General features: G+C 66.4%; 27 protein-coding genes. 12 read left to right on the top strand and 15 right to left on the bottom strand.

The window, feature by feature from the left end:
• Positions 1–31 precede the first annotated feature (31 nt).
• Positions 32–949 (bottom strand): NADP-dependent oxidoreductase, encoded by a 918-nt coding sequence (locus tag ACLJOO_RS26000; RefSeq protein WP_410790005.1) that lies wholly within the window; start codon positions 947–949, stop codon positions 32–34.
• Positions 950–1,265: 316 nt separating this feature from the next.
• Complete coding sequence (locus tag ACLJOO_RS25995) at positions 1,266–1,406, bottom strand: hypothetical protein (RefSeq protein ID WP_410790004.1); 141 nt, start codon at positions 1,404–1,406, stop codon at positions 1,266–1,268.
• 91 nt (positions 1,407–1,497) lie between these two features.
• Between ACLJOO_RS25995 and msrB the strand changes: the two genes are divergently transcribed.
• Positions 1,498–1,989 carry a peptide-methionine (R)-S-oxide reductase MsrB gene (gene msrB / locus ACLJOO_RS25990; RefSeq protein ID WP_410790003.1) on the top strand — a complete coding sequence of 164 codons (492 nt, stop codon included), beginning with the start codon at positions 1,498–1,500 and terminating at the stop codon, positions 1,987–1,989.
• Positions 1,986–2,537 carry a peptide-methionine (S)-S-oxide reductase MsrA gene (gene msrA / locus ACLJOO_RS25985; RefSeq protein WP_410790002.1) on the top strand — a complete coding sequence of 184 codons (552 nt, stop codon included), beginning with the start codon at positions 1,986–1,988 and terminating at the stop codon, positions 2,535–2,537. Before msrB ends, msrA begins: the two co-directional genes overlap by 4 nt.
• Positions 2,538–2,645: 108 nt before the next feature.
• Here msrA and ACLJOO_RS25980 read toward each other — a convergent pair whose 3' ends face one another.
• Complete coding sequence (locus tag ACLJOO_RS25980) at positions 2,646–3,266, bottom strand: uracil-DNA glycosylase family protein (RefSeq protein ID WP_410790001.1); 621 nt, start codon at positions 3,264–3,266, stop codon at positions 2,646–2,648.
• Between the two features lie 105 nt (positions 3,267–3,371).
• On the opposite strand from ACLJOO_RS25980, the gene ACLJOO_RS25975 reads away from it, so the two are divergent.
• From ACLJOO_RS25975 to ACLJOO_RS25965, 3 genes are read left to right on the top strand one after another with little or no spacing between them, the layout of a single operon-like run.
• Positions 3,372–3,647, top strand: a complete 276-nt coding sequence (locus ACLJOO_RS25975) for a hypothetical protein (protein ID WP_410790000.1) — start codon at positions 3,372–3,374, stop codon at positions 3,645–3,647.
• Entirely contained in the window at positions 3,644–4,312 is a 669-nt protein-coding gene (locus ACLJOO_RS25970) for a sigma-70 family RNA polymerase sigma factor (protein ID WP_410789999.1), read from the top strand. The genes ACLJOO_RS25975 and ACLJOO_RS25970 overlap by 4 nt, the downstream gene beginning before the upstream one ends.
• Entirely contained in the window at positions 4,309–4,467 is a 159-nt protein-coding gene (locus tag ACLJOO_RS25965; RefSeq protein WP_410789998.1) for a hypothetical protein, read from the top strand. The genes ACLJOO_RS25970 and ACLJOO_RS25965 overlap by 4 nt, the downstream gene beginning before the upstream one ends.
• A 9-nt stretch (positions 4,468–4,476) precedes the next feature.
• Here the strand turns inward: ACLJOO_RS25965 and ACLJOO_RS25960 are convergent, their stop codons facing one another.
• The 4 genes from ACLJOO_RS25960 to ACLJOO_RS25945 all read right to left on the bottom strand — a co-directional run bounded on the left by ACLJOO_RS25960 (position 4,477) and on the right by ACLJOO_RS25945 (position 7,726).
• On the bottom strand, positions 4,477–5,340 hold the full coding sequence (locus tag ACLJOO_RS25960; protein ID WP_410789997.1) for an alpha/beta fold hydrolase: 864 nt from the start codon (positions 5,338–5,340) through the stop codon (positions 4,477–4,479).
• 51 nt (positions 5,341–5,391) lie between these two features.
• Positions 5,392–6,165 carry an SDR family NAD(P)-dependent oxidoreductase gene (locus ACLJOO_RS25955; protein WP_410789996.1) on the bottom strand — a complete coding sequence of 258 codons (774 nt, stop codon included), beginning with the start codon at positions 6,163–6,165 and terminating at the stop codon, positions 5,392–5,394.
• 71 nt (positions 6,166–6,236) lie between these two features.
• A complete protein-coding gene (locus ACLJOO_RS25950) occupies positions 6,237–7,286 on the bottom strand; it encodes a GNAT family N-acetyltransferase (RefSeq protein ID WP_410789995.1) in 1,050 nt (349 codons plus the stop codon).
• The gene (locus ACLJOO_RS25945) at positions 7,286–7,726 is read right to left on the bottom strand and encodes a DUF5709 domain-containing protein (RefSeq protein ID WP_410789994.1); all 441 of its coding nucleotides are present in this window, start codon (positions 7,724–7,726) and stop codon (positions 7,286–7,288) included. Before ACLJOO_RS25945 ends, ACLJOO_RS25950 begins: the two co-directional genes overlap by 1 nt.
• A gap of 149 nt (positions 7,727–7,875) precedes the next feature.
• On the opposite strand from ACLJOO_RS25945, the gene ACLJOO_RS25940 reads away from it, so the two are divergent.
• Positions 7,876–8,517, top strand: a complete 642-nt coding sequence (locus ACLJOO_RS25940) for a TetR/AcrR family transcriptional regulator (RefSeq protein WP_410789993.1) — start codon at positions 7,876–7,878, stop codon at positions 8,515–8,517.
• Between the two features lie 30 nt (positions 8,518–8,547).
• Here ACLJOO_RS25940 and ACLJOO_RS25935 read toward each other — a convergent pair whose 3' ends face one another.
• On the bottom strand, positions 8,548–9,342 hold the full coding sequence (locus ACLJOO_RS25935; RefSeq protein ID WP_410789992.1) for a GNAT family N-acetyltransferase: 795 nt from the start codon (positions 9,340–9,342) through the stop codon (positions 8,548–8,550).
• Positions 9,343–9,557: 215 nt separating this feature from the next.
• Between ACLJOO_RS25935 and ACLJOO_RS25930 the strand changes: the two genes are divergently transcribed.
• Positions 9,558–10,091 (top strand): GNAT family N-acetyltransferase, encoded by a 534-nt coding sequence (locus ACLJOO_RS25930; RefSeq protein WP_410789991.1) that lies wholly within the window; start codon positions 9,558–9,560, stop codon positions 10,089–10,091.
• A gap of 86 nt (positions 10,092–10,177) precedes the next feature.
• Here ACLJOO_RS25930 and ACLJOO_RS25925 read toward each other — a convergent pair whose 3' ends face one another.
• Together ACLJOO_RS25925 and ACLJOO_RS25920 are read right to left on the bottom strand one after the other, a co-directional pair.
• A complete protein-coding gene (locus ACLJOO_RS25925) occupies positions 10,178–10,552 on the bottom strand; it encodes a GNAT family N-acetyltransferase (protein WP_410789990.1) in 375 nt (124 codons plus the stop codon).
• Positions 10,553–10,556: 4 nt separating this feature from the next.
• Positions 10,557–11,780 carry an MFS transporter gene (locus ACLJOO_RS25920; protein WP_410789989.1) on the bottom strand — a complete coding sequence of 408 codons (1,224 nt, stop codon included), beginning with the start codon at positions 11,778–11,780 and terminating at the stop codon, positions 10,557–10,559.
• A 179-nt stretch (positions 11,781–11,959) separates the two neighbouring features.
• On the opposite strand from ACLJOO_RS25920, the gene ACLJOO_RS25915 reads away from it, so the two are divergent.
• Both ACLJOO_RS25915 and ACLJOO_RS25910 read left to right on the top strand, forming a co-directional pair.
• Entirely contained in the window at positions 11,960–12,190 is a 231-nt protein-coding gene (locus ACLJOO_RS25915) for a nuclear transport factor 2 family protein (protein ID WP_410789988.1), read from the top strand.
• 236 nt (positions 12,191–12,426) lie between these two features.
• Positions 12,427–13,359 carry a hypothetical protein gene (locus tag ACLJOO_RS25910; protein ID WP_410789987.1) on the top strand — a complete coding sequence of 311 codons (933 nt, stop codon included), beginning with the start codon at positions 12,427–12,429 and terminating at the stop codon, positions 13,357–13,359.
• 604 nt (positions 13,360–13,963) lie between these two features.
• Here ACLJOO_RS25910 and ACLJOO_RS25905 read toward each other — a convergent pair.
• A complete protein-coding gene (locus ACLJOO_RS25905) occupies positions 13,964–14,227 on the bottom strand; it encodes a hypothetical protein (protein ID WP_410789986.1) in 264 nt (87 codons plus the stop codon).
• Between the two features lie 40 nt (positions 14,228–14,267).
• Positions 14,268–15,158, bottom strand: coding sequence for a helix-turn-helix domain-containing protein (locus tag ACLJOO_RS25900; RefSeq protein ID WP_410789985.1), 891 nt, complete (start codon positions 15,156–15,158; stop codon positions 14,268–14,270).
• Positions 15,159–15,289: 131 nt separating this feature from the next.
• Between ACLJOO_RS25900 and ACLJOO_RS25895 the strand changes: the two genes are divergently transcribed.
• Genes ACLJOO_RS25895 through ACLJOO_RS25885 form a run of 3 tightly spaced genes read left to right on the top strand, consistent with a single transcriptional unit; the run spans position 15,290 to position 17,918 of the window.
• Complete coding sequence (locus ACLJOO_RS25895; protein ID WP_410789984.1) at positions 15,290–15,481, top strand: ferredoxin; 192 nt, start codon at positions 15,290–15,292, stop codon at positions 15,479–15,481.
• Complete coding sequence (locus ACLJOO_RS25890; RefSeq protein WP_410789983.1) at positions 15,478–16,710, top strand: NAD(P)/FAD-dependent oxidoreductase; 1,233 nt, start codon at positions 15,478–15,480, stop codon at positions 16,708–16,710. Before ACLJOO_RS25895 ends, ACLJOO_RS25890 begins: the two co-directional genes overlap by 4 nt.
• A gap of 2 nt (positions 16,711–16,712) precedes the next feature.
• The gene (locus ACLJOO_RS25885) at positions 16,713–17,918 is read left to right on the top strand and encodes a cytochrome P450 (protein WP_410789982.1); all 1,206 of its coding nucleotides are present in this window, start codon (positions 16,713–16,715) and stop codon (positions 17,916–17,918) included.
• A 15-nt stretch (positions 17,919–17,933) separates the two neighbouring features.
• Here the strand turns inward: ACLJOO_RS25885 and ACLJOO_RS25880 are convergent, their stop codons facing one another.
• The 3 genes from ACLJOO_RS25880 to ACLJOO_RS25870 all read right to left on the bottom strand — a co-directional run bounded on the left by ACLJOO_RS25880 (position 17,934) and on the right by ACLJOO_RS25870 (position 21,081).
• On the bottom strand, positions 17,934–18,761 hold the full coding sequence (locus ACLJOO_RS25880; RefSeq protein ID WP_410789981.1) for a carbohydrate ABC transporter permease: 828 nt from the start codon (positions 18,759–18,761) through the stop codon (positions 17,934–17,936).
• On the bottom strand, positions 18,758–19,696 hold the full coding sequence (locus ACLJOO_RS25875) for a carbohydrate ABC transporter permease (protein WP_410789980.1): 939 nt from the start codon (positions 19,694–19,696) through the stop codon (positions 18,758–18,760). The genes ACLJOO_RS25880 and ACLJOO_RS25875 overlap by 4 nt, the downstream gene beginning before the upstream one ends.
• A gap of 62 nt (positions 19,697–19,758) precedes the next feature.
• Complete coding sequence (locus ACLJOO_RS25870) at positions 19,759–21,081, bottom strand: ABC transporter substrate-binding protein (protein WP_410789979.1); 1,323 nt, start codon at positions 21,079–21,081, stop codon at positions 19,759–19,761.
• Positions 21,082–21,205: the final 124 nt, after the last annotated feature.

Raw genomic sequence — 21,205 nt, 5'->3', positions numbered from 1 at the left:
CGTCGTCAGCGCAGTACCGACGAGAGGTGTACTACGGACGAACGCTGATGATGGTCTTCCCCTTGAGCCGCTCGGTCGAGTTGAAGGTGGCGACGGCGTCGTCGAGAGATGCGACGGTACCGATGTTCGTCCGCAGTCGCCCGTCCCGCACCCGCCGGACGACCTCGGTCAGCTGGGCGCGATCGGCCTCGACGACGAAGTCGATCGCCAGGCCGTCCGCGGGTCGTGATTCCGGCGGCCCGACGACGGTGACCAGCGTTCCTCCGGTCTTGATCAGGGTCGCGGACCGTTTCTGGATGTCGCCGCCGAGGACATCGAACACCAGATCGACCTGCCCGATGTCCTCGAGCGAGTCGGTGGCGAGGTCGACGAACTCGTTCGCGCCGTAGTCGAGCGCCTTCTCCCGGTCGGCGGCGCGTCCGGTGCCGATGACGTACGCACCGGCCTCGCGGGCGAGTTGCGTCACCATGGTGCCGACCGCGCCGGCCGCACCGTGCGCGAGGACGGTCTGCCCGGATTGAAGGCGGCCGTGCTGGAACAGTCCCTGCCAGGCGGTCAGTCCGGAGATCGGCAGGCTCGCGCCGACGGTGAAGTCGACGTCGCCCGGGAGCGGTGCGAGGTTGCGTGCCTCGATCGCCACGTACTCCGCCAGGGTTCCGTCGCGATGCCAGTCCGCAAGGCCGAACACCCGCTGACCGACGGAAAGTCCTGTGGTGCCATAGCCGAGCGCGGTGACGACTCCGGCCAGCTCGTGCCCGGGGACCGACGGTGACCGGTCCCGGTCGGCACGGTCGGTCCAGGTCGAGGGCCACTCAAGCTCGGTCGGGACGTAGCCCGACGCATGAACCTCGACGACGACGTCGTTGATCGCCGCCGGCGGCTCGGGACGCTCCGCCAGCGTCATCCCTGCCGTCCCCGCTGTCTGGTCCGTCACCACGATCGCCTTCATCAGGCACCTCCTTGTGTCCGGTCTTTCGCCTACTCGGCACTTTCGGCTCGTATCCATTCGCAGCACCGCATCGTCGACGTCTTACCACGCGAGGGATGGGAGCCGGGCAGATCGCGAAATTGTTTCGATGCGGACCGTAAGATCCGTGCCTGTCCAACCACCAACGGATATCTGCAAGCGCCGGCGGATTCTGATCAACAGGCAGAGGTGAGATCCATTGACCGGGTGGAGGGAGGGGCTCGAGCGATTCCTCGCCACTGACCCGAACGACGTCGGGTGTGACGAGGCGATGGCTGCTCTGCACCTCTGTGCGGAACTACTCGCGGCCGGACTCGACGCTGCCGATCACTGTCCCGGACTGGCGGCGCACCTTGCCGCCTGTGAAGCATGCGCGGAAGACGCCGACGGCCTCGTGGCCGCCGTGCGGGACCACGATCTGAACTGAGATCGCGGTCACAGCAAGTTCTGCGGAACCCGGGACCAAATCGACTGCCTGCGATGTTGTTCCCAGTGACGGCGCAGCCAGCGACGTCAGAAAAGGAGAAACCGTGTCACACGACTACAGGAAGACTCCGGAGGCGGTCAGTCGCCTCACCGACAGCCAGTTCCGGGTGACGCAGAAGGACGGGACGGAACCCGCATTCCGGAACGAGTACTGGGACAACCACGAGCCCGGGATCTACGTGGATGTGGTCTCCGGCCAGCCGCTGTTCTCGTCGACCGACAAGTACGACAGCGGCACCGGGTGGCCAAGCTTCACCAGGCCGATCGCGGGAGACGCGGTTCGCACAGTGACGGACAGGTCGCTCTGGATGACCCGCACGGAAGCGCGGTCCACTGGAGCCGACAGCCACCTCGGTCATGTTTTCGATGACGGCCCCGCCGCGGCGGGAGGCCAGCGGTACTGCATGAACTCCGCCGCACTGCGCTTCATCCCGGCCTCCGAACTGGAGGGTCAGGGGTACGGCGAGTATCGGTCGCTGTTCGAGACGGCCGACACGCCCAGCGACATCACGAGCACAGAGGAGCATGCGTCATGACCAGTGGAATCGGCGACACCGGGCAGGTCACCCGCAAGCCTGGCACCGAGACAGCCGTCCTCGCCGGCGGGTGTTTCTGGGGTATGGAGGACCTCATTCGCCGGCAGACCGGCGTCCTCGAGACGCGTGTCGGGTACACGGGCGGGCAGAACGACCATGCGACGTACCGCAGTCATCCCGGGCACGCAGAAGCCGTCGAGATCGTCTTCGACCCGGCGCAGACGACATACCGCGACGTCCTGGCGTTCTTCTTCCAGATCCACGACCCGTCGACCGTGAACCGTCAGGGCAACGACATCGGCGCGAGCTACCGCTCGGCGATCTTTCCGCTCACCCCGGAACAGGAGAAGGTCGCTCGCGACACCATCGCCGACGTCGATGCGTCGGGTCTGTGGCCGGGCAAGGCCGTGACGACGATCGAGCCTGCCGGTCCGTTCTGGGAGGCCGAGCCGGAGCACCAGGACTACCTGATCAAGTATCCCGCCGGATACACGTGCCACTTCGTACGCCCGGACTGGGTGCTGCCGCGGCGCGCGACCACCGCCTGATCCGACCCCGAGGGTGTGCCCATCGCCGACGCGACGGGCACACCCTCGCTCGTTCCGTGGCGCCGCGGAGATCCTCGCGAGCCGGTACGTCGATGCGATTCACCGGGCTCAGCGATGGCGTGACGTTCGAAGGCCGCTACGAATAGCGTCCGCGACCAGGGTCTGCAGAGCGGGAATCACGTCCGTCTCGAACCAGGGGTTCTTCGCCTGCCACCGGAAGTTCAGGGGTGAGGGGTGCACCAGCGGGATCCGGTCCGGCGCATAGTCACGATAGGCGCGGACGGTCTCGGTGAGGTTCTTCTGGGCGCTGGTTCCCAGATAGTGCTTCTGGGCGTAGCTCCCGATGAGGACGGTGAGACGAACGGCCGGCATCAACGACAGGATCCTCGGGTGCCACCTGGACGCGAACGCCGGCCGCGGCGGGAGATCGCCGTGTGTGCCCTTGCCCGGATAGTAGAAGTCCATCGGCAGCAGCGCGATCGTGTCCGGGGAGTAGAACTGCGCCTCGGTCACGCCCAACCACTGCCGCAGTTTGACGCCGCTGGCGTCGTTCCAGGGGATCTGGGTGTCCTGAGCATGCCGCCCGGGCGCCTGGCCGATGACCACGATCTTCGAGCGCGGCGATGCGGAGTAGATCGGTTCGTACCCACGCTCCGTCGCCCACGCGTTCGAGGCGTGGGTCCTGATCTCGTGACGTATTGCTGTCAGGTCGTCCCTGCGGATCTCCACTCGTCCATGAGGATCGGCGCCGCACCGTGTTTCGCGTTCGCTCATCGACAGGGGGATCCCTTCTCACGTCCGGGGTCTGATGCCCCCGATGCATATTCGTGTCGGATGACCTGGTCGACCTTCCGAGGCTTGTGGCTGCCAATCAACGGCGACGACAAACAGGACGAGATCGACCAGTTAGTCACCAGTCATCCGAACTGGTCGGTGAGACCGTCCAAGTCGCCCGCCAAGTTGGCTTCGAGTGTGGAGCGAGTTGCGCCGCTCGGCGCTGAGTGGACGGAGCCAGGAATGGACGGTATCGTCCATGTCGTTCCATCGTTCGACACACCGACGTGCCGGACCTGTGATCGCCACGTTCCGCTGATCGCCGGAGATCCATGAAGAGCGAAGGTTCCGAGTCGTTGTCGCAGGTACGGATCGTTTCCGCAGAGGTGGCACGGGAGAACCGTGCCTGGGTTCGCGACCTGAGCAGCTGTGGCGATCGGCGTGAGCTTGCGAGCCGACGCTTGTACGAGATTCTCCTGCGAGCCGCGAGAGCGGAGGTCGGTCGGCGGGCGGCGAGGCTGCGCCTCGTCGGACCGGAGCTGGACGACATTGCGCACCAGGCGGCCGCGGACGCCTTACTGGCGATCTGTGGCAAGGTCGAGACCTTCCGCGGTGAATGCAAGTTCACTACCTGGGCGTACAAGTTCGTGATCTTCGACGTGGCGGCCAAGGTCAACCGGCACTTCTGGCAGCGGGCCGGCGTTGCGTTCGACGAAGAGGATTGGGACCGTCTTCCCGCACGGCTGGGGATCGAGCCGGAGGCGCAGGCCGAGAGCCGGGATCTGATGAACGCCGTACATCGAGCCGTCGATGAGAATCTGACGGCGAAGCAACGGATGGTTTTCGTCGCGCTGGTGCTGAACGGGATGCCCACCGATGTGCTCGCTGATCAGCTCGGCGCGACACCCAATGCGATCTACAAGACGATGTTCGATGCCCGCCGCAAGCTCCGCGCCGCATTGGTCGACGCCGGCTACCTGCCGGAGCAGCAGATCGCATGAGCAGTATCAACGGACTGCACCTGTTGTTGCGGGATGAGTACGTGCGGGTGGCCGCGGTCTATTCGACGATCACCCGCGTGGTGTCGAAGGCGACGTACCCGGTGACGTCGACCATCGGCCTTACTGGCCGCGGTCACTCCTTGCGTACTCGCTGACTGCCGCGTTTACTTCACGGTCTCGTCGTAGAAACTGTTGATCCCGTCAACGATCTCTTGCAGGCAGTCCTCGGTGGCGAAGTGTCCGGAGTCGAGGCGGACCAGTTGCGCGTCAGGGAGATCGCGCAGGTAGGCCTCGCCGCCGGCCGGGGTGAAGAAGATGTCGCCCTGACCCCAGAAGATCAGCGTTCTGGGCTGGTCGCGGCGCAGCCGTCGCTGCCAGGCAGGGTATTGGGCGGCGTTCGTCCGGTAGTCGTAGAAGAGATCCAGTTGCACCCTGCGCGCGTTCGGCCGGGCCAGGAAGTGCAGGTCGAGGTTCCAGTTGTCCGGGCTGATCTTCGTCGGATCGGGATGGCCGGTGAGGTAGATCGCTTTGACGCTTTCCGGTTCGAGCAATGTGTTGAGCGGCGCTTCGTTGTCAGCGTTGCGATCGGTCCAGAAGGCGTGACGCATCCCGTCCCAGATCTCGGTGAACCCCTCTTCGTAGATGTTGGAGTTCTGGATGACCTGCCACTGCAGCCAGTCCGGATGAAGCGAGATCAGCCGGTTCCCGATCTGGCCCCCGTGGTCCTGCATGTACAGCCCCATCGGTCCGGTGAAGTCGATCGCAAGCATCGCCTCGTCGACGATCTCCGCGAGGTGGTCGAAGGTGTAGTCCCACACCGCAGGATCGGGCATCTCGGTGTTCCCGAAGCCGGGGTAGTCGATCGAGACCAGGTGGAACCTGTCGGCCAGTGCCGGCATCAGGTTCCGGAACTGGTGAGACGAGGAGGGGAATCCGCCCAGCAGCAGGAGTTTCGGTGCTCCCGGCTTACCCGCTTCCCGGTAGAAGACCTCCAATCCGCCGGCGGACACGGTCTGAAAACTCGTCATGGGCTCTCCACACTCATTCCACAGGGACCTGATCGTGCGCCTGCTCGGCCGTCAGTTGCGTCCGGCCATCACGCCGCCGTCGACGTTGAGAATCGCTCCGGTGATCCAGCTGGCCTCCGGAGAGAGGAGGAAGACAATGGAGGAGGCGATGTCCTGGGCTGTTCCAACCCGTCCCAACGGGTGGAAGCCGTCGAATCCCTTCACGGTCTCCTCGAGCTGGTCGGCTGGGATGAAGCCCTCGTACAACGGCGTGGCCACCACCGCGGGAGCTACGGCGTTGACGCGAATGCCGTCGGCCGCCAGTTCCATGGCCAGGTTGTGGGTCAGAGCGTGCAGGCCGGCTTTCGCCATCGAGTAGCCGGTCGCCGGCGTCGCCGCCACCGCCTGATGGGCCCACATGCTGCCGATGTTGACGATCGCACCACCGGAGCCGGCCGCCTTCATTCCCCGCACCACCGTCTGGGTCAGGAAGAACGTGGCTCGGTTCAGCTCCAGGTACGCGTCGTAGTTCTCCTGGCTGTAGTCGAGGAACTCTTTGGGGATGAAGAATCCGGCCGCGTTGACCAGTAGCGTCGCGTCGGCGTGCTCTGCGGCGAGTTGCTCCTGTACGTCTTCTACTTGCTTGCGATCCGCCAGTTCGGCAGTGATCCCCCAGGCCTCGCCCTTTTCACCGAGCTCGGCGACTGTCTGGTCGACCTTCGCCTTCTGCCGCCCGACGATGACGGCCTTGCCCCCTTGCCCGACAACGTCCGCGGCAGTCTGTCGCCCCATGCCGCTGCTGCCACCGACCACGATGAGCTTGCGGCCCTCGAAATATCCACTCATGAGCTTCCCTCGATCCATGCCGGGTCCGAGTGACCCGGACGTCCTACTTGTGTGGCGATCGGGGTTCGGCCTTACTGCTTCCCGGGGTCCTGATGAATGTGAGGTGTATCGGTTCCGCCCGTGGAGCCGGCATCGTCGGGCGTTCCGAACAGATAATGAGAGAAGGCCGAATGCCGATTCGCGTGCTCCGTCGGCTCGGTCGGGAGCCCGCGTCCTTCCAGTTCGTCCCAGGTCGTGTCGGCGATGCGCCACAGCTGGTGTGCCAATCGTCCGGCGAGTCCGGCATGCGGCGAGTTGGGGTGCGGCCGCGTCGGCGAACTCCATTGCCGTTGCGCCAAGGCCCGGGCCAGATCCAGGGCACCGCCGGCCCCATGGAGTCGCTCAAGGCCGGACACGATCCGTGTCTCGGTCGATTCGTGCTCGGCCAGTAGCCGTTCGGCCTCACGCCAGGTCTCGGTTGCGCTGAGATTCAGAAAGCGCGCGTCGCCGTACGCCCTGCCCTTGAGCACCCGGAGCGCCTGCTCGAACTGTTTGAGATTGCCGAGCAGGACTGCGGCGTCCTCACCGGGCAACGTCCTGGCCGCGGTGAGCAAGACATCGGCGACGGCGGCGGCATGCTGTGCGGCAACGGCCGTGAACTGGTCCGTGATGCGACGCCGTTCGAATCCGTCCATGCTCGGGTCCTGAGAACGCGCGGCGAGCTCTCCAAGTCTGGAGTGCTGGGCATGGACGAGCTGCTGCAGTGGCGCGGCGCGATCCACTGGCGTCTTCTCGCCTGCCGGGGTCCTGGAGTGCGGATGCATCGGTGGGTGCGACGGATCGAGCACCACGACGTACTCCGGATTGACCTGAAGGAAACGCTCGACCGCGGGGCAGTAGTTCGTCACCCGGATGCCCTCGGCAAGGAGGTCGTCGAGGACCGCCTTGATCAGTGTCGTGGCGAGTCCACGTCCCCGCTGATCGGCCGCGATCTCGGTGTGCCCCAGAACACGCCGCCGGCCGACGACCCGGAAGTCGAGGGTTCCTACCGTCGTGCCTGCGACGAGTAACTCGTACCTCCGCATTTCGCCGTCCTCGACCACGGTCAGCTCGCGCTGGGCGTCGCTCGGCAGGGTCCTCATCAGTTGACCTCGTCGAGTTCCAGCGGCTCGTCGTCGACAACGTGAATCGCGGCTTCTTCGGCGCTCGCGGCGCCTCCGTCGATCCCGACGTCGGCTGCGACGAGCTCTTCTTCGAGATCGAAGTGCGACCCCTCGTCCGGAGCTACCAGACGTCCGGCGCGTTCCCGGCCGACCTCCGGGCCGTCGACAGACTCCGGCGGTACGGCGTACGGGTCGATGTCACGCTCCTCCTGAGCAAGCCGCTGCTCGAAGGTCTCACCCCGCAACGCCTCCGCCGCCGTCGTACCGAAGCCCTCGCCGGCCGACCACCTCTCCGGCGGCGAGTAACCTTCGTCGAGAAGGTCGGAGACCCCGCGCCCGTCCAGCGTGTCGGAGAACTGGAGCTGGTCCTCGTCGTCCACGCTGTAACTGCCGTAATACTCCCGGCTGACCTCGCTCATCCGTCCTCCTGCCGACCGGCCGGCGGCGTGCCGGCTCCTCATGGGTTCGCGTCGGCCACGGCCCGCGTTCTTACCCGTCGAGCAGGACCACGGACCGTTCGTCTCCAGAAGCGGCAGCAATCGTTGCTCGGTCCCGATAAGCTCGTTCCGTGCCCGAGACAGTGAACGAGCTCGATCGCCGCCTGACCGCCCGCGGCGCGGCCACGCGCGCCCGGATCGTCGCCGCTGCCGACGAGCTGATGTCTCTCAAGGGCGCCGCAGCGACCACGCTCGACGAGGTGACCGCGGCGAGTGGGACGAGCAAGTCACAGTTCTACCGGCACTTCAGCGACAAGAGTGCCCTGGTCCAGGCAGTGGTCGCACTGCGGGGCGGCCGGGTACTCGAGCGTGAGGAGCAGTATCTCCGCAGGGTCGACTCGTTCAGCGGACTCGATCGCTGGTGCCGGGCCATCCTCCAGCGAGTCACGGCGCGCCGTGGGGCGCTCGGCTGTGAACTGGGCTCACTGTCGACCGAGCTCTCCGACCAGGATGAGGCAGCACGCATCGATCTCGAGGCGCACCTGACATCCTGGATCTCGCTGCTGGCCGGAGCGCTCGAGCGGATGAAGGCGAACGGCACGCTGACCGAGGCCGCTGATCCACAAGCGCTGGCAACAGGAATCATGGCTGCTCTCCAGGGTGGGTACGTTCTCGCCCAGGCCGCCCGTGACCCCGGACCGATGCAGGTCGCCCTCGACCTGGCGATGAACTCGGTCCGCGCGTACGCGAAGCCGGCCGGCAAGAAGAAGTAGCCGTCCACACGCTTCCTTCACCCGTCCTGATCACGAGGTAGGGGCAGGCCGGGGCGCGCCGAGGACATCGGCATACTCCGGGTTCTTCTCGATGAAGCGGCTGACGACGGCGCAGTAGTTCGACACCGTCACGGGCTGCGTGCGGATGTCGTCGAGAGCGCGGCTGACCAGCACCCACGAAAGTCCTCGCCCGCGGTATGTCTGCTCGATGACGGTGTGCGTGATGGACAGGTGCGAGCCGATCAGGTGGTAGACGAGGAGCCCGGCCTGTTGACCGTCGACGAGGAGCTCGTAGTACTCGTCGTCTGCGTGGTGGACCACAGTGATCGTCGGGGAAGCCGGCGTGCTGGTGGGCGTTTGCGCAACGGGCCCCGCGTCGTCGATGGTCAGCAGGTCGGCCAACGGAGCCAGCCAACCGGTACCGAACGCCTCGGTGGGAAGATTGGCGTGCAACGTCAGGCTCGATCCCGCGTGGTTGCGGAAGTGAAGGACGAGCTGCCAGGCGCCCTCGGTTTCTTGGAGGCCAGCTCCGGTACGCAACTGCACCCGGACCTTGCTCGGAAGCGAGTTGAGTATCACCGGCTGTGTCCGCAACGGCAGGACCAGGTGCCTTTCGTCCGACCACACACTGTCCGGGTCGTCCGTCCGCGCGCTGCTCCAGCTGGCCAGCACCAAGTCCATCTCGGGGTTGCCGAACAAGCCCGCGGTGACGCTGAAGTCGACCGGCGGGTTGCCGGTCGTCTGCTCGTCCGGGCCGGTCACCGACAGCTCGCCACCGGCGAGGTAGAAGCCCGTTCCGTCGGGCCGAAGAACCTGATCAGTCATCGCTACTTCCTCTGTGCTGCGCTCTGAAGAGACTGCGTGGCGCTCGCCTCCATGAAAGGACTATATAGTCCTCTAGTGGATTGCGTTTCACAGCCATCTTCTTCGAATGCGGGCAAGTCGAGTGGGGGAGCAGCCATAGATGGACTGACAGGACCTCTTTGTGGCATCGGAGGAGCCAGTGGCGCGGGGAACATCTCGATCGACAGGACGGCGAAATGACAGTGATCATCGAAAGCGACCGGCTCGTGATTCGGGAGTGGACCGAGGCTGACGCGGACGCCGCCTTGCGGATCTACGGGTCTGCCGAGGTGGCACGGTGGCTGTCGCCCGCGATGGGCCAGGTTCCGAACAAGGCGACCATGCGCCTGCTGCTCCGCGCCTGGATCGAGGCCGGCAAGAGTCTCGTCGTACCTGCCGGGCGATGGGCGATCGTCACCAGAGCCGACGGTGCCGTGGTCGGCGGCCTGATGATCGGCCTGTTACCGCCGTACGAGGAAGACTTCGAGATCGGCTGGCAACTCGAACCGGCGGCCTGGGGTCAGGGGTTCGCGACCGAGGCGAGCCGCGCCTTGATGCGCTGGGCATTCGCAACCGGGACGATCGACGAGTTGTACGCGGTCGCCCGGCCGCAGAACCGTCGCGCCTGCGCGACCGCACTGCGTCTCGGGATGGCGTGGGTCGGCGAGACCGACAAGTACTACGGCCTGCCGATGCAGATCTACCGCATCCGGGCGGCCGAACTCGAGTGAGTGGACGAAGGGGGAACCGATGCGCAGGATCTTGGCGATCGGCGGTGGGTACGCCGGGTTACACGGCGTAGAAGCTGCGGCCGGCGTCAGTTCTTGCCGGCGGCTTTCGCCTGCGCTGCCTCAGCGGTGGCGCGGTCGGGGTAGCCCGGGTGCCTCGGGTCGAGCAGATCGGCGTACGTCGTAGTACGCGAGAGGTAGTCGGCCACGAAGGGGCAGATTGCGGTGATCGTGCCCTCGCGGGAGCGGACCTCGTCGAGCACTCGCCGTACCATGGCGCCGGCCACGCCCTGGTGCTGATGACTCGGCTCGACTTCGGTGTGCCGGAGGGCGTACCGGTTGGGCCTCAGACGGGTGTAGTAGAGCCATCCGACCAGGTCGCCACCGCGGTAGAGCTCGAAGCGGCCTTGCTCGGTGTTGTCGATCAGGTCCTCGGCCGCCGACGTCTGTTCTTTGTTGCTCATCAACTCAGCCTTTCACACTGTGGGTCTGCGGATTGCGTGCTGCGAAGACGGTGAACAGCGTGGCGATGAGGGCGAGTCCGCCGTACCCGAGGGAAATGTGTGGCACGGAGAAGGTGCCGGAGAGCCGGGCCGAGATGAGGCTGGGAACGGTCGCGCCGCTGTAGCTGAGCAGATACACGACCGCAAAGATTGGTGCCCGGTCGGACAGGGTGCTGCCGTACAGCAGGCCCCGGGTGGCCGCGCTGATGGCGATGCCTTGGCCGGCGCCTCCGACGACGGTTGCGGCGATGAACAGCACCAGCGTTCCGGTGGCGATCGCCGTGATGATGCCGATCCACCCAGCCAGGAAGGTGATCATGCCGAGGCGTTGCGCTGCTGCCGGTGAGAACCGGCCGCCTAGGGGAGCGCCCAGAGCGCTGGGGCCCATGTATGCGGCGAACACCAGGCCGAGGATGAGTGAGTTGTGGGTGTGCAGTTGATCCTCGACCAGTGCGGGCACGAAGGCTTGGTAGAAGGCGCCGGTCGCCCAGGTGGCCAGGAACACGGCGGCCGCGACGGGCAGCAGATGCCTGATTCGGACCGGTAGGCGAACGCTCGGGCGCAGTGATCGCCAACCACCCGGCGTTGAGATCACGGTCTCCGGGCTGATCGCGACGAGCGCGGCGGACAGCAGAAGCAGGCTGATGACAACCAGGTAGATGAGGTCACGTGGCCACGGCCCGAACTGGACCAAGGCGCCCGACGTGACGGCCCCGACGGCCAGACCGAGCATGACTGTCTGGCTGGAAGCAACGGAGGCCAGCCAGGCCGGCCGAGTCGGCGCAGCGTCGACGATGTAGGCGGTGAGGGTGCTGCTTCCCAGCCCGGCGCCGAGGCCCATCAGGAGCCGCCCGGCCATCAGGATCCCGATGTCGTGCACGCTCAAGAGCAGTAGGCACGCCAGTACGAGCAGTCCGAGGCCGGCGATCGCGAGCGGCCGTCGGCCCACGTGATTGGACAGTCGCCCCAGGACCAGCAGTGTGCCGAGAGTCGCGGCGGAGTAGGCGACGACGGTCAGCGAGATGCCGGCGTTGGTGAACCCTTCCTCGGCGCGGTAGATGTTGAAAAGCGGGATCGTCGACCCCACCGCGGAGAACGTCGCCACCAGGGCGATCACCGCGGAGACGAACGCCAGCGTGAGCGTCCTGTCCCGGCGGTGCAGATTGCTCACCGGTGCCACGTCGTGCATCGAGCCGTGCCTCTCTCCAGGTCGATTGCCCGCGCCACGCAGTACCGCCATGGCGCCCTCGTACCTCTGATCAGCGTCGATCCCGCCGTGCGGTCTTACCTGCAGTGGCGGAGGAACGAGTTGTGCGTGTCGGTAAGACGCCCTGGCGGACCGACACTCATCACTTGCACGACACACCCATGAGAACCAGCGGACCGGACACACACCCCAGGCCGCGGCCCCTCAAGGATCTCGCCGTCCATGACGTCAAAGTCCGCATCCTGAGCGATGTCGCGCTGATCCACGGTCGCAGCACGTACACGATGCTTGCCGACGGCACGGAACAGGAAGCGCTGTACACGGACGCGTATCAGAAGCGCCAGGGCACCTGGGTCTGCGTGTCAGCTTGTGCGATCGCTCCAGGCACCTGACCAGGCATGCCTCGCGGTCAGACCGCCAGCCACCACGATCTCTTGCCCGGTGACGTACGCGGCTCCGTCCGAGCCACGAACGCGACGGCTGACGCCGGCGCCCCACGTCCTTCGTATTCGACGCTCTCGTCCGCTTCCGCAGGCCGGCGGTGATCCCCGCGATCGCGATAACTTCGCAGCCTCTTCTTGCATCACGTCCTCTGGATACTTTCGACACGATCTGGAGGGTGATGACTATGAAGGGCTCGAGGTCGCGGTGGGCCGGCGTACTGCCACTGACCGCGGTGCTGGTGGCGGGGCTCGGCGCCGTGCCGGCGAGCGCCTCCCCGGCAGTGGCGCCGACCGGGGCTCAGCAGGTGACTGCCGCGTGCAAGATGTCGGTCGGTTCGGTGACCGGTGCGGGCGATCACTACATCCGCGAGTACACGGCGACCACTCCGCCGTCGATGACGGGTGAGACCCCCGGTCTCCTGGCGACGTTTCTGGACGCCGGGATGGCTAGTTCGATGGTGAAGGAGCCGGTGGCCGCCGGTTCGCGGTACTCCGGCTGGATGGTCTTCGGCAACGTCATGTGGGACGTGAGCTACCAGGTCGACGCGCAGAACAAGCCGATCGCGGGCACGACCACGACGGCCCGGGTCGGCGGCGGCTGGGACGGGTACAGCTACTTCGAGACCTCTCGCACCACCAAGCGGACGAATCAGTACGCACTCCGCTCGGACGGCACGCTGTTCCGGTGGACGATGAGTGGCGCCACGTGGGCGGCGAAGGTCAGCGCCCCTGGCTTCTCGTCGGTCCGGGCGATGGCCCTGATCAGCCAGACCGCCACCTACGACACCTTCCTGGCCACGACCCGCGGCGGCGCCCTGTATTCCGTCCACGTGCCGACGACCGGCGCGTTCAAGCCGGTGGTGAAGCTGGTGCGGGCGGCGGGGAGCCGGTGGGAGAAGCCCATCAACCTGGTCGCGGAGCGCTGCGGGCAGTACGGCACCTTGCTGGTCGGCATCGACCGCAACGGCCAGAACGCCGAGATGTTCGCGATCGGCCACGTCAACGGCACAGCGACCGTCATCAACGAACTCCACTGGGTCGACGCTGAGTTCGCCGACCCGGTCTACTTCCGGATGACCGGCCGCCCGGACCTGACCCCGCCGCTCAACGGCGAGTAGACGGCAGACGGCCCCTCAGCACACCCCGCGCCGAGGGGCCGTCGTCCGTCCAGCCCACGGATCGAACGGGATGCAGCTGGGTTTGGAGGTGTTGACGAGCTCGCGGAAGCGGCATGCCGCGAGCCGATGTGACGTGACGCACAGTCACGATCAGCCGACGGCCGCCGGCCGAGCCACGGCGAGAGACGCGCGGCTGAAAGGTCGAACAAAGGTGACCTTCGGACATGAAGAAACCCAGGTCACCGTCATGACCTGGGCCTTTGGTGCGCCGCCAGGTGTGCCGCCAGGGACTCGAATCCTGAACCCGCTGATTTCCACTGGAGACTGATCGATGGTTGCTGTTGGCCCGCAAAAGTTGCCTGTGAACTGCGGTTTCTCGAAGTCGGACTGCGCATGCACTCGCGTGCCTGTGCAGTACTGCTCGCTGATGCAGGTGCGTAAAAGGGTGCGTAGCCCGGTCGGTCGGCCTGCTGACGGATGGGTCGAAGACGTCGACCTGATGGTCCACGGCTTTGACGCGTTGGTCACGTCCACCGAGCGTTCTCTGGATCCCAGTCCTCACCGCGACCCTCGCCGCTGATCAGTGGGTCCGCGAAGGGTGTGATCAACGCGACCGCATCCGTGAAGCTGGTCGCAAGGTGATCCGTCGGCCAAAGACCGAGCGGCATCGCATCGCGAGGGAAGTGGCGGACCTGATCGTGGGGGCACCGTCCGCAGCTAGGTGTGACTCGGCGTCGCCGCCGGGGGAGTAGGCGAGTTGCTTGATGCGGTCGAAGACGGCGTATGTGCCGGTCGTGGTGGTGATGCTGGGGAACGGGCGGTCGTCGTCGAGGTTCTCGTCGCGATTGCTGGCGTCTGAGGCCAGCACGACATTCGACCTGACCACCCGGCCAGGAGCGGCCGCAGGATCAAGGGCGGATGCGGACTGAGGTGTAGCGGCTCGGGGGGATGCCGAAGTTGGCGGCGAAGACTCGGGAGAAGTAGAGGGCGTCGGGGTAGCCGACGGCGCGTGCTACTTCGCCGACGCGGAGGCCGGTTGTGGACAGGAGGACCGAGGCGCGCTCCATCCGGAGGTCCTTCGACCACGACACGATCGATGATCCGGTCCACCGTACGAAGAGCCGTTCGGCGGTCGACGCGCTGCAGTCGCCTGCTCGGGCGACCTCAGCCACGGTGAACCGGCGATCCAGGTTCTGCTCCACGAACGCACGCATCTGCTCGAAGGCGAGGGGTGGCTGCGGACCGTTGTCCGATGCTGTCGTGGACGCCTGGGTGAGTTCTTCGAGCAGTAGCGTGCCCATCGCCCGCAGGGACATGTCCGAGGTGAGGCCGCGATCGAAGCGATCGATCGCGTAGCCGCCGAGAGTGACGAGTTGCCGTGCGTCCGCGTGGGCCAGCGGAATCTCGATCACCTCACCACGCTCACCTTGCCGGTACTCGGCGTCGAGCAGTGGATCACCGTCCTGCCACGGCACATGCGGTTCGACTTCGATCCGCGCGTCGTGCCAGGGCACCACGTGCACGGTACCGACCCGGAACGGATCACGCTGATCGGCTTCCCACCGCACGTCGTGCCGCCAGGGTAGGCACATGACGGACGCCTTGGTCAGCTCGAGGGTGAGCGGCCCGGTGCGAACCGTCCCCCTTCCGGACATCACCCAGACGATGCAGATACTCCCGACGAGGTCGTTCCGCAGTCGCTCACCTGCCCGGAACGCGTAGGGGTTGGCGCCGATCAGCGCGGGACCACCGCGGCGACCTGCGGCGTCGGGAGCTGACTCGGCGAGCACTTCGTCCACGGCCCGAGAGTAGCCCGCTACTGACCGGATACTCCATGTTTTGATCACGGCTCCGCTGTCGTCCGACGGTTCCGCGCGCCTAGCGTGGACGCGCGATGACGGATCTGCACCTGCGAACCGAAGGACCCCGGATGACGATCGAGGTGACGCGGTCGGCGTGCGTCGGCGCCGGCCAGTGCGTGCTGGTCGCGGACGATCTCTTCGACCAGGACGACGACGGACTGGTAGTGCTGATCGAGGAGGATCCCCGGGAGGACCGCGTCGAGTCGGCCCGGCGGGCGGCGTCCCTCTGCCCGGCCCGGGCGATCCAGGTCCGGGAGTGATCGAGCGAATCGTGGTGGTCGGAGCCTCGACGGCAGGCCTCGCGACCGTGGAGTCCTTGCGCGAAGCGGGTTTCGGTGGCGAGGTCGTACTGCTCGGAGCCGAGCACTGGGATCCCTACCGGCGACCGGCACTGTCCAAGCAGATCCTGCTCGCCACCTGGCAGCCTAACCAGGCACGACTCGTCGAGGCGTCGGTACTGCGAGCGTTGGAGGTCGACTTTCGCCCCGGCCGTCGAGCGGTGCGGATCGACCGTCGATCCCGGATTGTCGAGACCGACCACGATGCCATCGGAACCGACGTCATCGGATACGACGCCGTGGTCATCGCGACAGGTGCCTCGGCCCGGCGGCCGTCGTGGGCGTCGTACAGTGCTGAAGCCACTCGCCCGGCACCGGCCATCCACCTACTCCGCACCCTCGATGACGCCCTCCGGATCGCTGGTCAGCTGGTTCGGGGCAGGCGGGTGACCGTGCTCGGCACGGGTGTCCTGGGCTCCGAAATAGCATCTGCCGCGACCGCTCGTGGTGCGCGGGTGAGCCTGGTCGGACGCAGTGCCGGCCTGAGCCTGGGCGCCGCCGGGCTCCGCTTCTCCGAACGGCTCCGTGCCCTCCATGCCGCCCACGGCGTCGAGGTGCGCACCGGTGCGGAGGTCGCGGCGGTGCGACCGACCGACGGCCCCGGGTACGACATCCTGTTTGCCGACGGGACCAGGTTGAGCTCCGACGTCGTCATCGCTGCCACGGGCGCGGAGGCGGCCGTCGCGTGGTTGGCAGACTCCGGGCTGCTCACGGACGGCAGCCTGCTCGCGGACAGCCACGGCCGTGTCGCCGATCGCGTGTTCGCCGTCGGCGACGCGTCGAGCTGGCTCGATCCGGCGACCGGCACGCACCGTGCCTGTGGACACCAGTTGACGGCGATGGAGCAAGGACGGTCGGTCGGCCGGCTGCTCGCCGCGGGACACCTGTCGCCGTACCCGATCCCGTTCTTCTGGTCGGAGATCCATGGTGCTCGGGTGCAGGCGTCGGGCCGTCTCGACATCGCCGACTCCGTCGAAGTCCTGGCCGGTGATCAGGACAGCGACCAGGCCCTGTTTGGGTTCCGAGCAGGCGACCGTGTCTGCGGTCTGGTCGCTTGGAACATGCCGAAGCCCTTCCGAACCCACCGGGCCGCGTTGCTCGAAGAGCAGTCGGCTGCCGGCTCCACTGCCCACCTGCCTGAAACGAGTTGATCATGACTGACCTGTCCAACCCCGCAGACCACCTTCGATGCCCGGTGACCGGGTACACGCTTCCGTCCGACGGCACCCCGCTCCAGCCGTCGCCCTTCTTCGCGGAGCGCAGACAGGAAGCCAAGGTCCACCCGCTGAGGTACGCCGACGGTCATGTCGGCAAGCTCGTCACCGACCACGCTCTCGCGCGCGCCGTGTTGTCCGATCAACGCTTCAGCCAGCTGCCACGGCGGTTCCCGTTGGGTCCGGCCGATCCGGCGCCGCCGTCCGTCACGGCCGATGACCTGCGTGCGCTGACGAGTGGCGATCTACTGATTCTCGATGGTGCGAAGCACGACCGGATCCGGAAGACGATCAGGAGCCGGTTCACGGTCAAGGCGGCACGCGGACACCGCGAGACGGTTCGCGCCATCGCCGCCGAGCAGGTGGACATCCTGCTCGCTCAGCCGAAACCGGCCGACCTCACCGAGCAGGTCGCCGAGCCGATCTCGGCGCGCGTGCATGCCCATGTCCTCGGCATTCCCGCGGAACGGGTCCAGGACTACATCCAGCACTATGTCCACGGCAGCTCGGCGCAGGCGACCGTCGACTTCGTGCGCGAGATCGTCGGGTACCGCCGTACTGAGCCAGGGGACGACGTGATCAGCGACCTGGTCGATTCGGAGCTGACCGACGACGAGGTCGTCGGGCTCGCTGCGGTGTTGATGTCGTCGGGGCGGGACTCGGTCGCCTACACCATCGCCACCACGACGGTGGCGTTGCTGACCCATCCCGAGCAGCGGCAGCGGTTGACCGGCGATCCGTCCGTGGCCCCGGCGGTGATCGAGGAGTTCATGCGCTACTCGACGATGTTCGTGGCCCTATTCCCCCGGACCGCGACCGAGGACCTCGAGATCGACGGCGTGCGCTTCCAGGCCGGCGAGAGCGTCTCGGTGTCTCCCCTGTCGGCCAACCGGGACTCGGAGCGCTTCCCCGAACCGGAGCGTTTCGATCTCGGGCGGGACGCCTTCGGCCACTTGGCGTTCGGGTTCGGGTCGCACGGATGTGCCGGTCAGCAGCTCGCGCGGGTGGAGATCACCGAGGCAATCGGCGCGCTGTTCAGCCGGGTGCCTTCCCTGGCCCTCGTCGACGCCGAGCAACTCCGGCCGCTGCCGTTCGCGCACGTGGTCCCCACCTACCGCGCAGGAGCGGTGGTGGTCACCTGGTGACGACCACCGTCCTGGCTAACCTTTCACCGCGCCGTTGACCATGCCCTCGACGATCTGGCGGTTGAAGAAGAGGTAGAGCACCAGCGGCGGAACGGTGATCAGCAGGATGTCGGCGAACAGCAGGTTCCACTGGCTGAGGGTCTGGCTCTGGAAGTTGAACAAGGTGGCTTGCACGGTGGCGTTCTGGTCACCGGGCAAGAAGTAGAGCGGACCGGTGAAGTCGTTGAAGACGGCAACTGATTGCACCACCACCATGGTGACCACGACGGGCTTCAGCAGCGGCAGGATGACCCTGAAGAACACCCGCAGCGGGCCGGCGCCGTCCAGGGCGGCCGCCTCGTCCAGTTCTCGCGGGATGGTCGCGACGAAGGCGGAGCAGAGCAGAACGCAGAACGGCAGGCCGCCGGTGACCTCGATCAGGATCATCCCGAGCATCTGCTTGTAGAGGCCGAGCGCCTGCAGGACCCAGATGGTCGGCACCACCGCGGACGGGACGATCAACGCGGCCAGGACCAGCATCCTGGCCGCACTCGTGAACAGGCCGGTACGGCGCTGGACGACGTACCCCATCATCGCGGCCAGGACGACCATCACCACGACGCTCGACACCGTCAAGGTGGTGCTGTTGATGAAGGCGCGCACGATGACGAAGTCGCGGACCTTGAACACTTCCGCGATGTTCTGCAGCAGGACGAAGTCGCCCGGCCAGCTGAACTCGAACCGCGACGCGTCGGCCGCGGTCTTGGACGCGGTCAGCACGATGAAGGCGAAAGGGACCAGGAACACGATCGTGGAGACGGCGAGCGCCACCAGTCCGCGGACGATGTGGCTGTGCGATCTCATTGCGCGACCTCCCGGCGCCGGAACCAGCGATACAGCGGAATCGTGATCGCCGCCACGACGACGAACATCACCACGTTGCCCGCGGTCGACAGGCCGTACAGGCCCGCCTGGTACTTCTTGTAGATCACCGAGGCGAGCACGTCGCTGGTGAATCCGGGACCGCCTCCGGTCATCGTCCAGATCAGCTCGAACGAGCGCAGGCCGGAGATCACGTTGAGAATGACCACGGTCATCGTGGCCGGACCGACCAGCGGCAGGGTGATGAACCTGAACCGCTGCCAGTCGGTTGCTCCATCGATGTGCGCCGACTCGTAGTAGTCCCTGGGAATCGCCACCAAGCCGGCCATGAAGATCAGCGTCGACACCCCCACGCCCTTCCAGATGTCGACCATGGCGACCGAGGCCAACGCGAGATCCGGATTGGTGAGCCAGCCGGGGCCGTCGATACCGACGACCCCGAGCGCACGGTTGATCAGCCCGTCGAACGGGTCGAACAACACCTTGAACGTGATGCCGACGCCGACCGCGGAGACCAGCACCGGGAAGAAGACGACGGCCCGGAGGTAGCCGCGGGCAATGATTCTGCCGTTCAGCAGGATCGCGAGCGCCAGCCCCGCCGCCACCTTGCCGACGCTGGTGATCACGGCGTAGACGAGGGTGTGGACGAAGCTGCCGAAGAGCTGTGGATCCTGGAAGAACGTGGCGTAGTTGTCCAGGCCGATGAAGGTCGAGTCGAACAAGGTCCACCGGGTCAGGCTGAAGTAGAACGACGTCGCCGTCGGTACGACGAACAGCAGGACGAGGAGGCCGCCGCCCGGCAGCAAGAACCACAGCGGGTACCGCGATCTCGTCGATCTGCCGCGTTGCCGGCGTCGCGGCGGATGCCCGGACAGGGCTGGAGCGGCCGGCGCCACTGCCGTCGTGCCTACTGTCATGTGCGAACCTCTCCTGGGGCAGCGGGGCCACGATGGACGACCGCGTCAGACGCGGCCGGCAGTCACCAGCCCGGGAGCCCGAGCTGCTGGGCCTGCTGCTTCACGTTCTGGTCGTAGAGCTTCGCGCCGCTGTCCGCCGTCCGGATCCCTGAGCCGACCTCGACCGCGAGCTGCGGCAGATCCGGACCCTTGATCGGGCTCACGGATTCCAGGGCGGGTCCGGTGTTGCCGGCGGCAACATAGGTCTGCAGTTGTTTGATCGCCGCCGGAGCATCCGCCGGGACCTCGCAGAGCCGGTTCACGAAGGGCCCGTACGAACCGCTCTGGATGAGCAGTTCACAGCCTTTCGCCGTCTGGGTGAAGGCGACGAGCTTCTTCGCCGCGTCGAGCTTCGCGCCGGTCGACGTCTTGGGGATGTAGTAGCCCGACGGCAGGAACAGCGTCAGGTGGCTGTCGGTCCCGGTCGCGGTCGGCATCGCGAACATGCCGATGTCCTTGAGGTACTGCGGGTGGTTCTGACGTACGGCGTCGATCACGCCGGCCAGCATCGGGTAGTGCGCCGCCTTGCCGGTGGCAAGCGCCTGCACTCCCTTGTCGTACGTCGCCGACGCGAAGTCCTTGTTCAGCAGGCCGTCGTCGTGGAGCTGACGGAGATGCTGCCAGCTGGTCAGTGCGGGCTGGTCCACGTTGTGCACCTTGTTCGCGGTGTAATCGGCTGCCCACTGCGGAGCCACTGCCGCGATGTTCGCGAAGTCGGCCAGGATCACCAGTTGCGCGGTCCAGGCATCGCCGAACGTCTGCTCGACCGGTGTCGCGATCCCACTCTTCTTGATGAGCAGGTTGTTGGCCCGGAACTGGTCCCACGTCTTCGGGATCTTCAGCCCGAGCTTGGCGTAGACCGCCTTGTTGTAGACCACGCCGCCAGGCGTGGTTCCGCCGGTCGGAGCCCCGTAGAGTCCCTGCGCCGTGCTGACCGCGGGCAGGTACGACTTGTCGAGGTCCTTGACCCAGCTCTGATCGGACAGGGAGACCAGGTACTCGTCCGGACGGATCGCCTGCAGGAGTGAGCCCGAGTTGTACGAGAAGACGTCGCTCATCTCACCGGTGCTCAGCCGGGTCTTCACGACGTTGTCGCCGTCCGAACCGGTCGGCATCGTGTCCAGCTTCACCTTGATCTGCGGGTTGTCCTTCTCGAACGCGGCGATCAGCGCGTTCGCGGCTTTGACGGTGCTGGGTTCGTTGAACACCAGATAGCTGATGGTCGTGTCGCCGCCGGCTTCGTCGCCGGTGCCGAGGGAGCCGACCGAACACGCCGCCGAACACAGCACGGCCACCATGGATCCGATCAGGGCGGCCAGGCGCCTCGGAGCGTTGGATGACTTCATCTGCACTTCCTCGTGATCGAACTGCCGGCCGTCCGGCTCCTTCTGATTTCCCTTTGGAAGAGGACGGTTCGAGGACCGGGCTGAGATGCCGCGGTTTCTCGGCAGTCTAGGAATCAGTGCAGAT

Source organism: Kribbella sp. C-35 (assembly GCF_046549195.1).
Classification (GTDB): domain Bacteria; phylum Actinomycetota; class Actinomycetes; order Propionibacteriales; family Kribbellaceae; genus Kribbella.
Note: the sequence above shows the minus strand (reverse complement) of the source record. Positions and strands in the feature narration are given on the sequence as shown.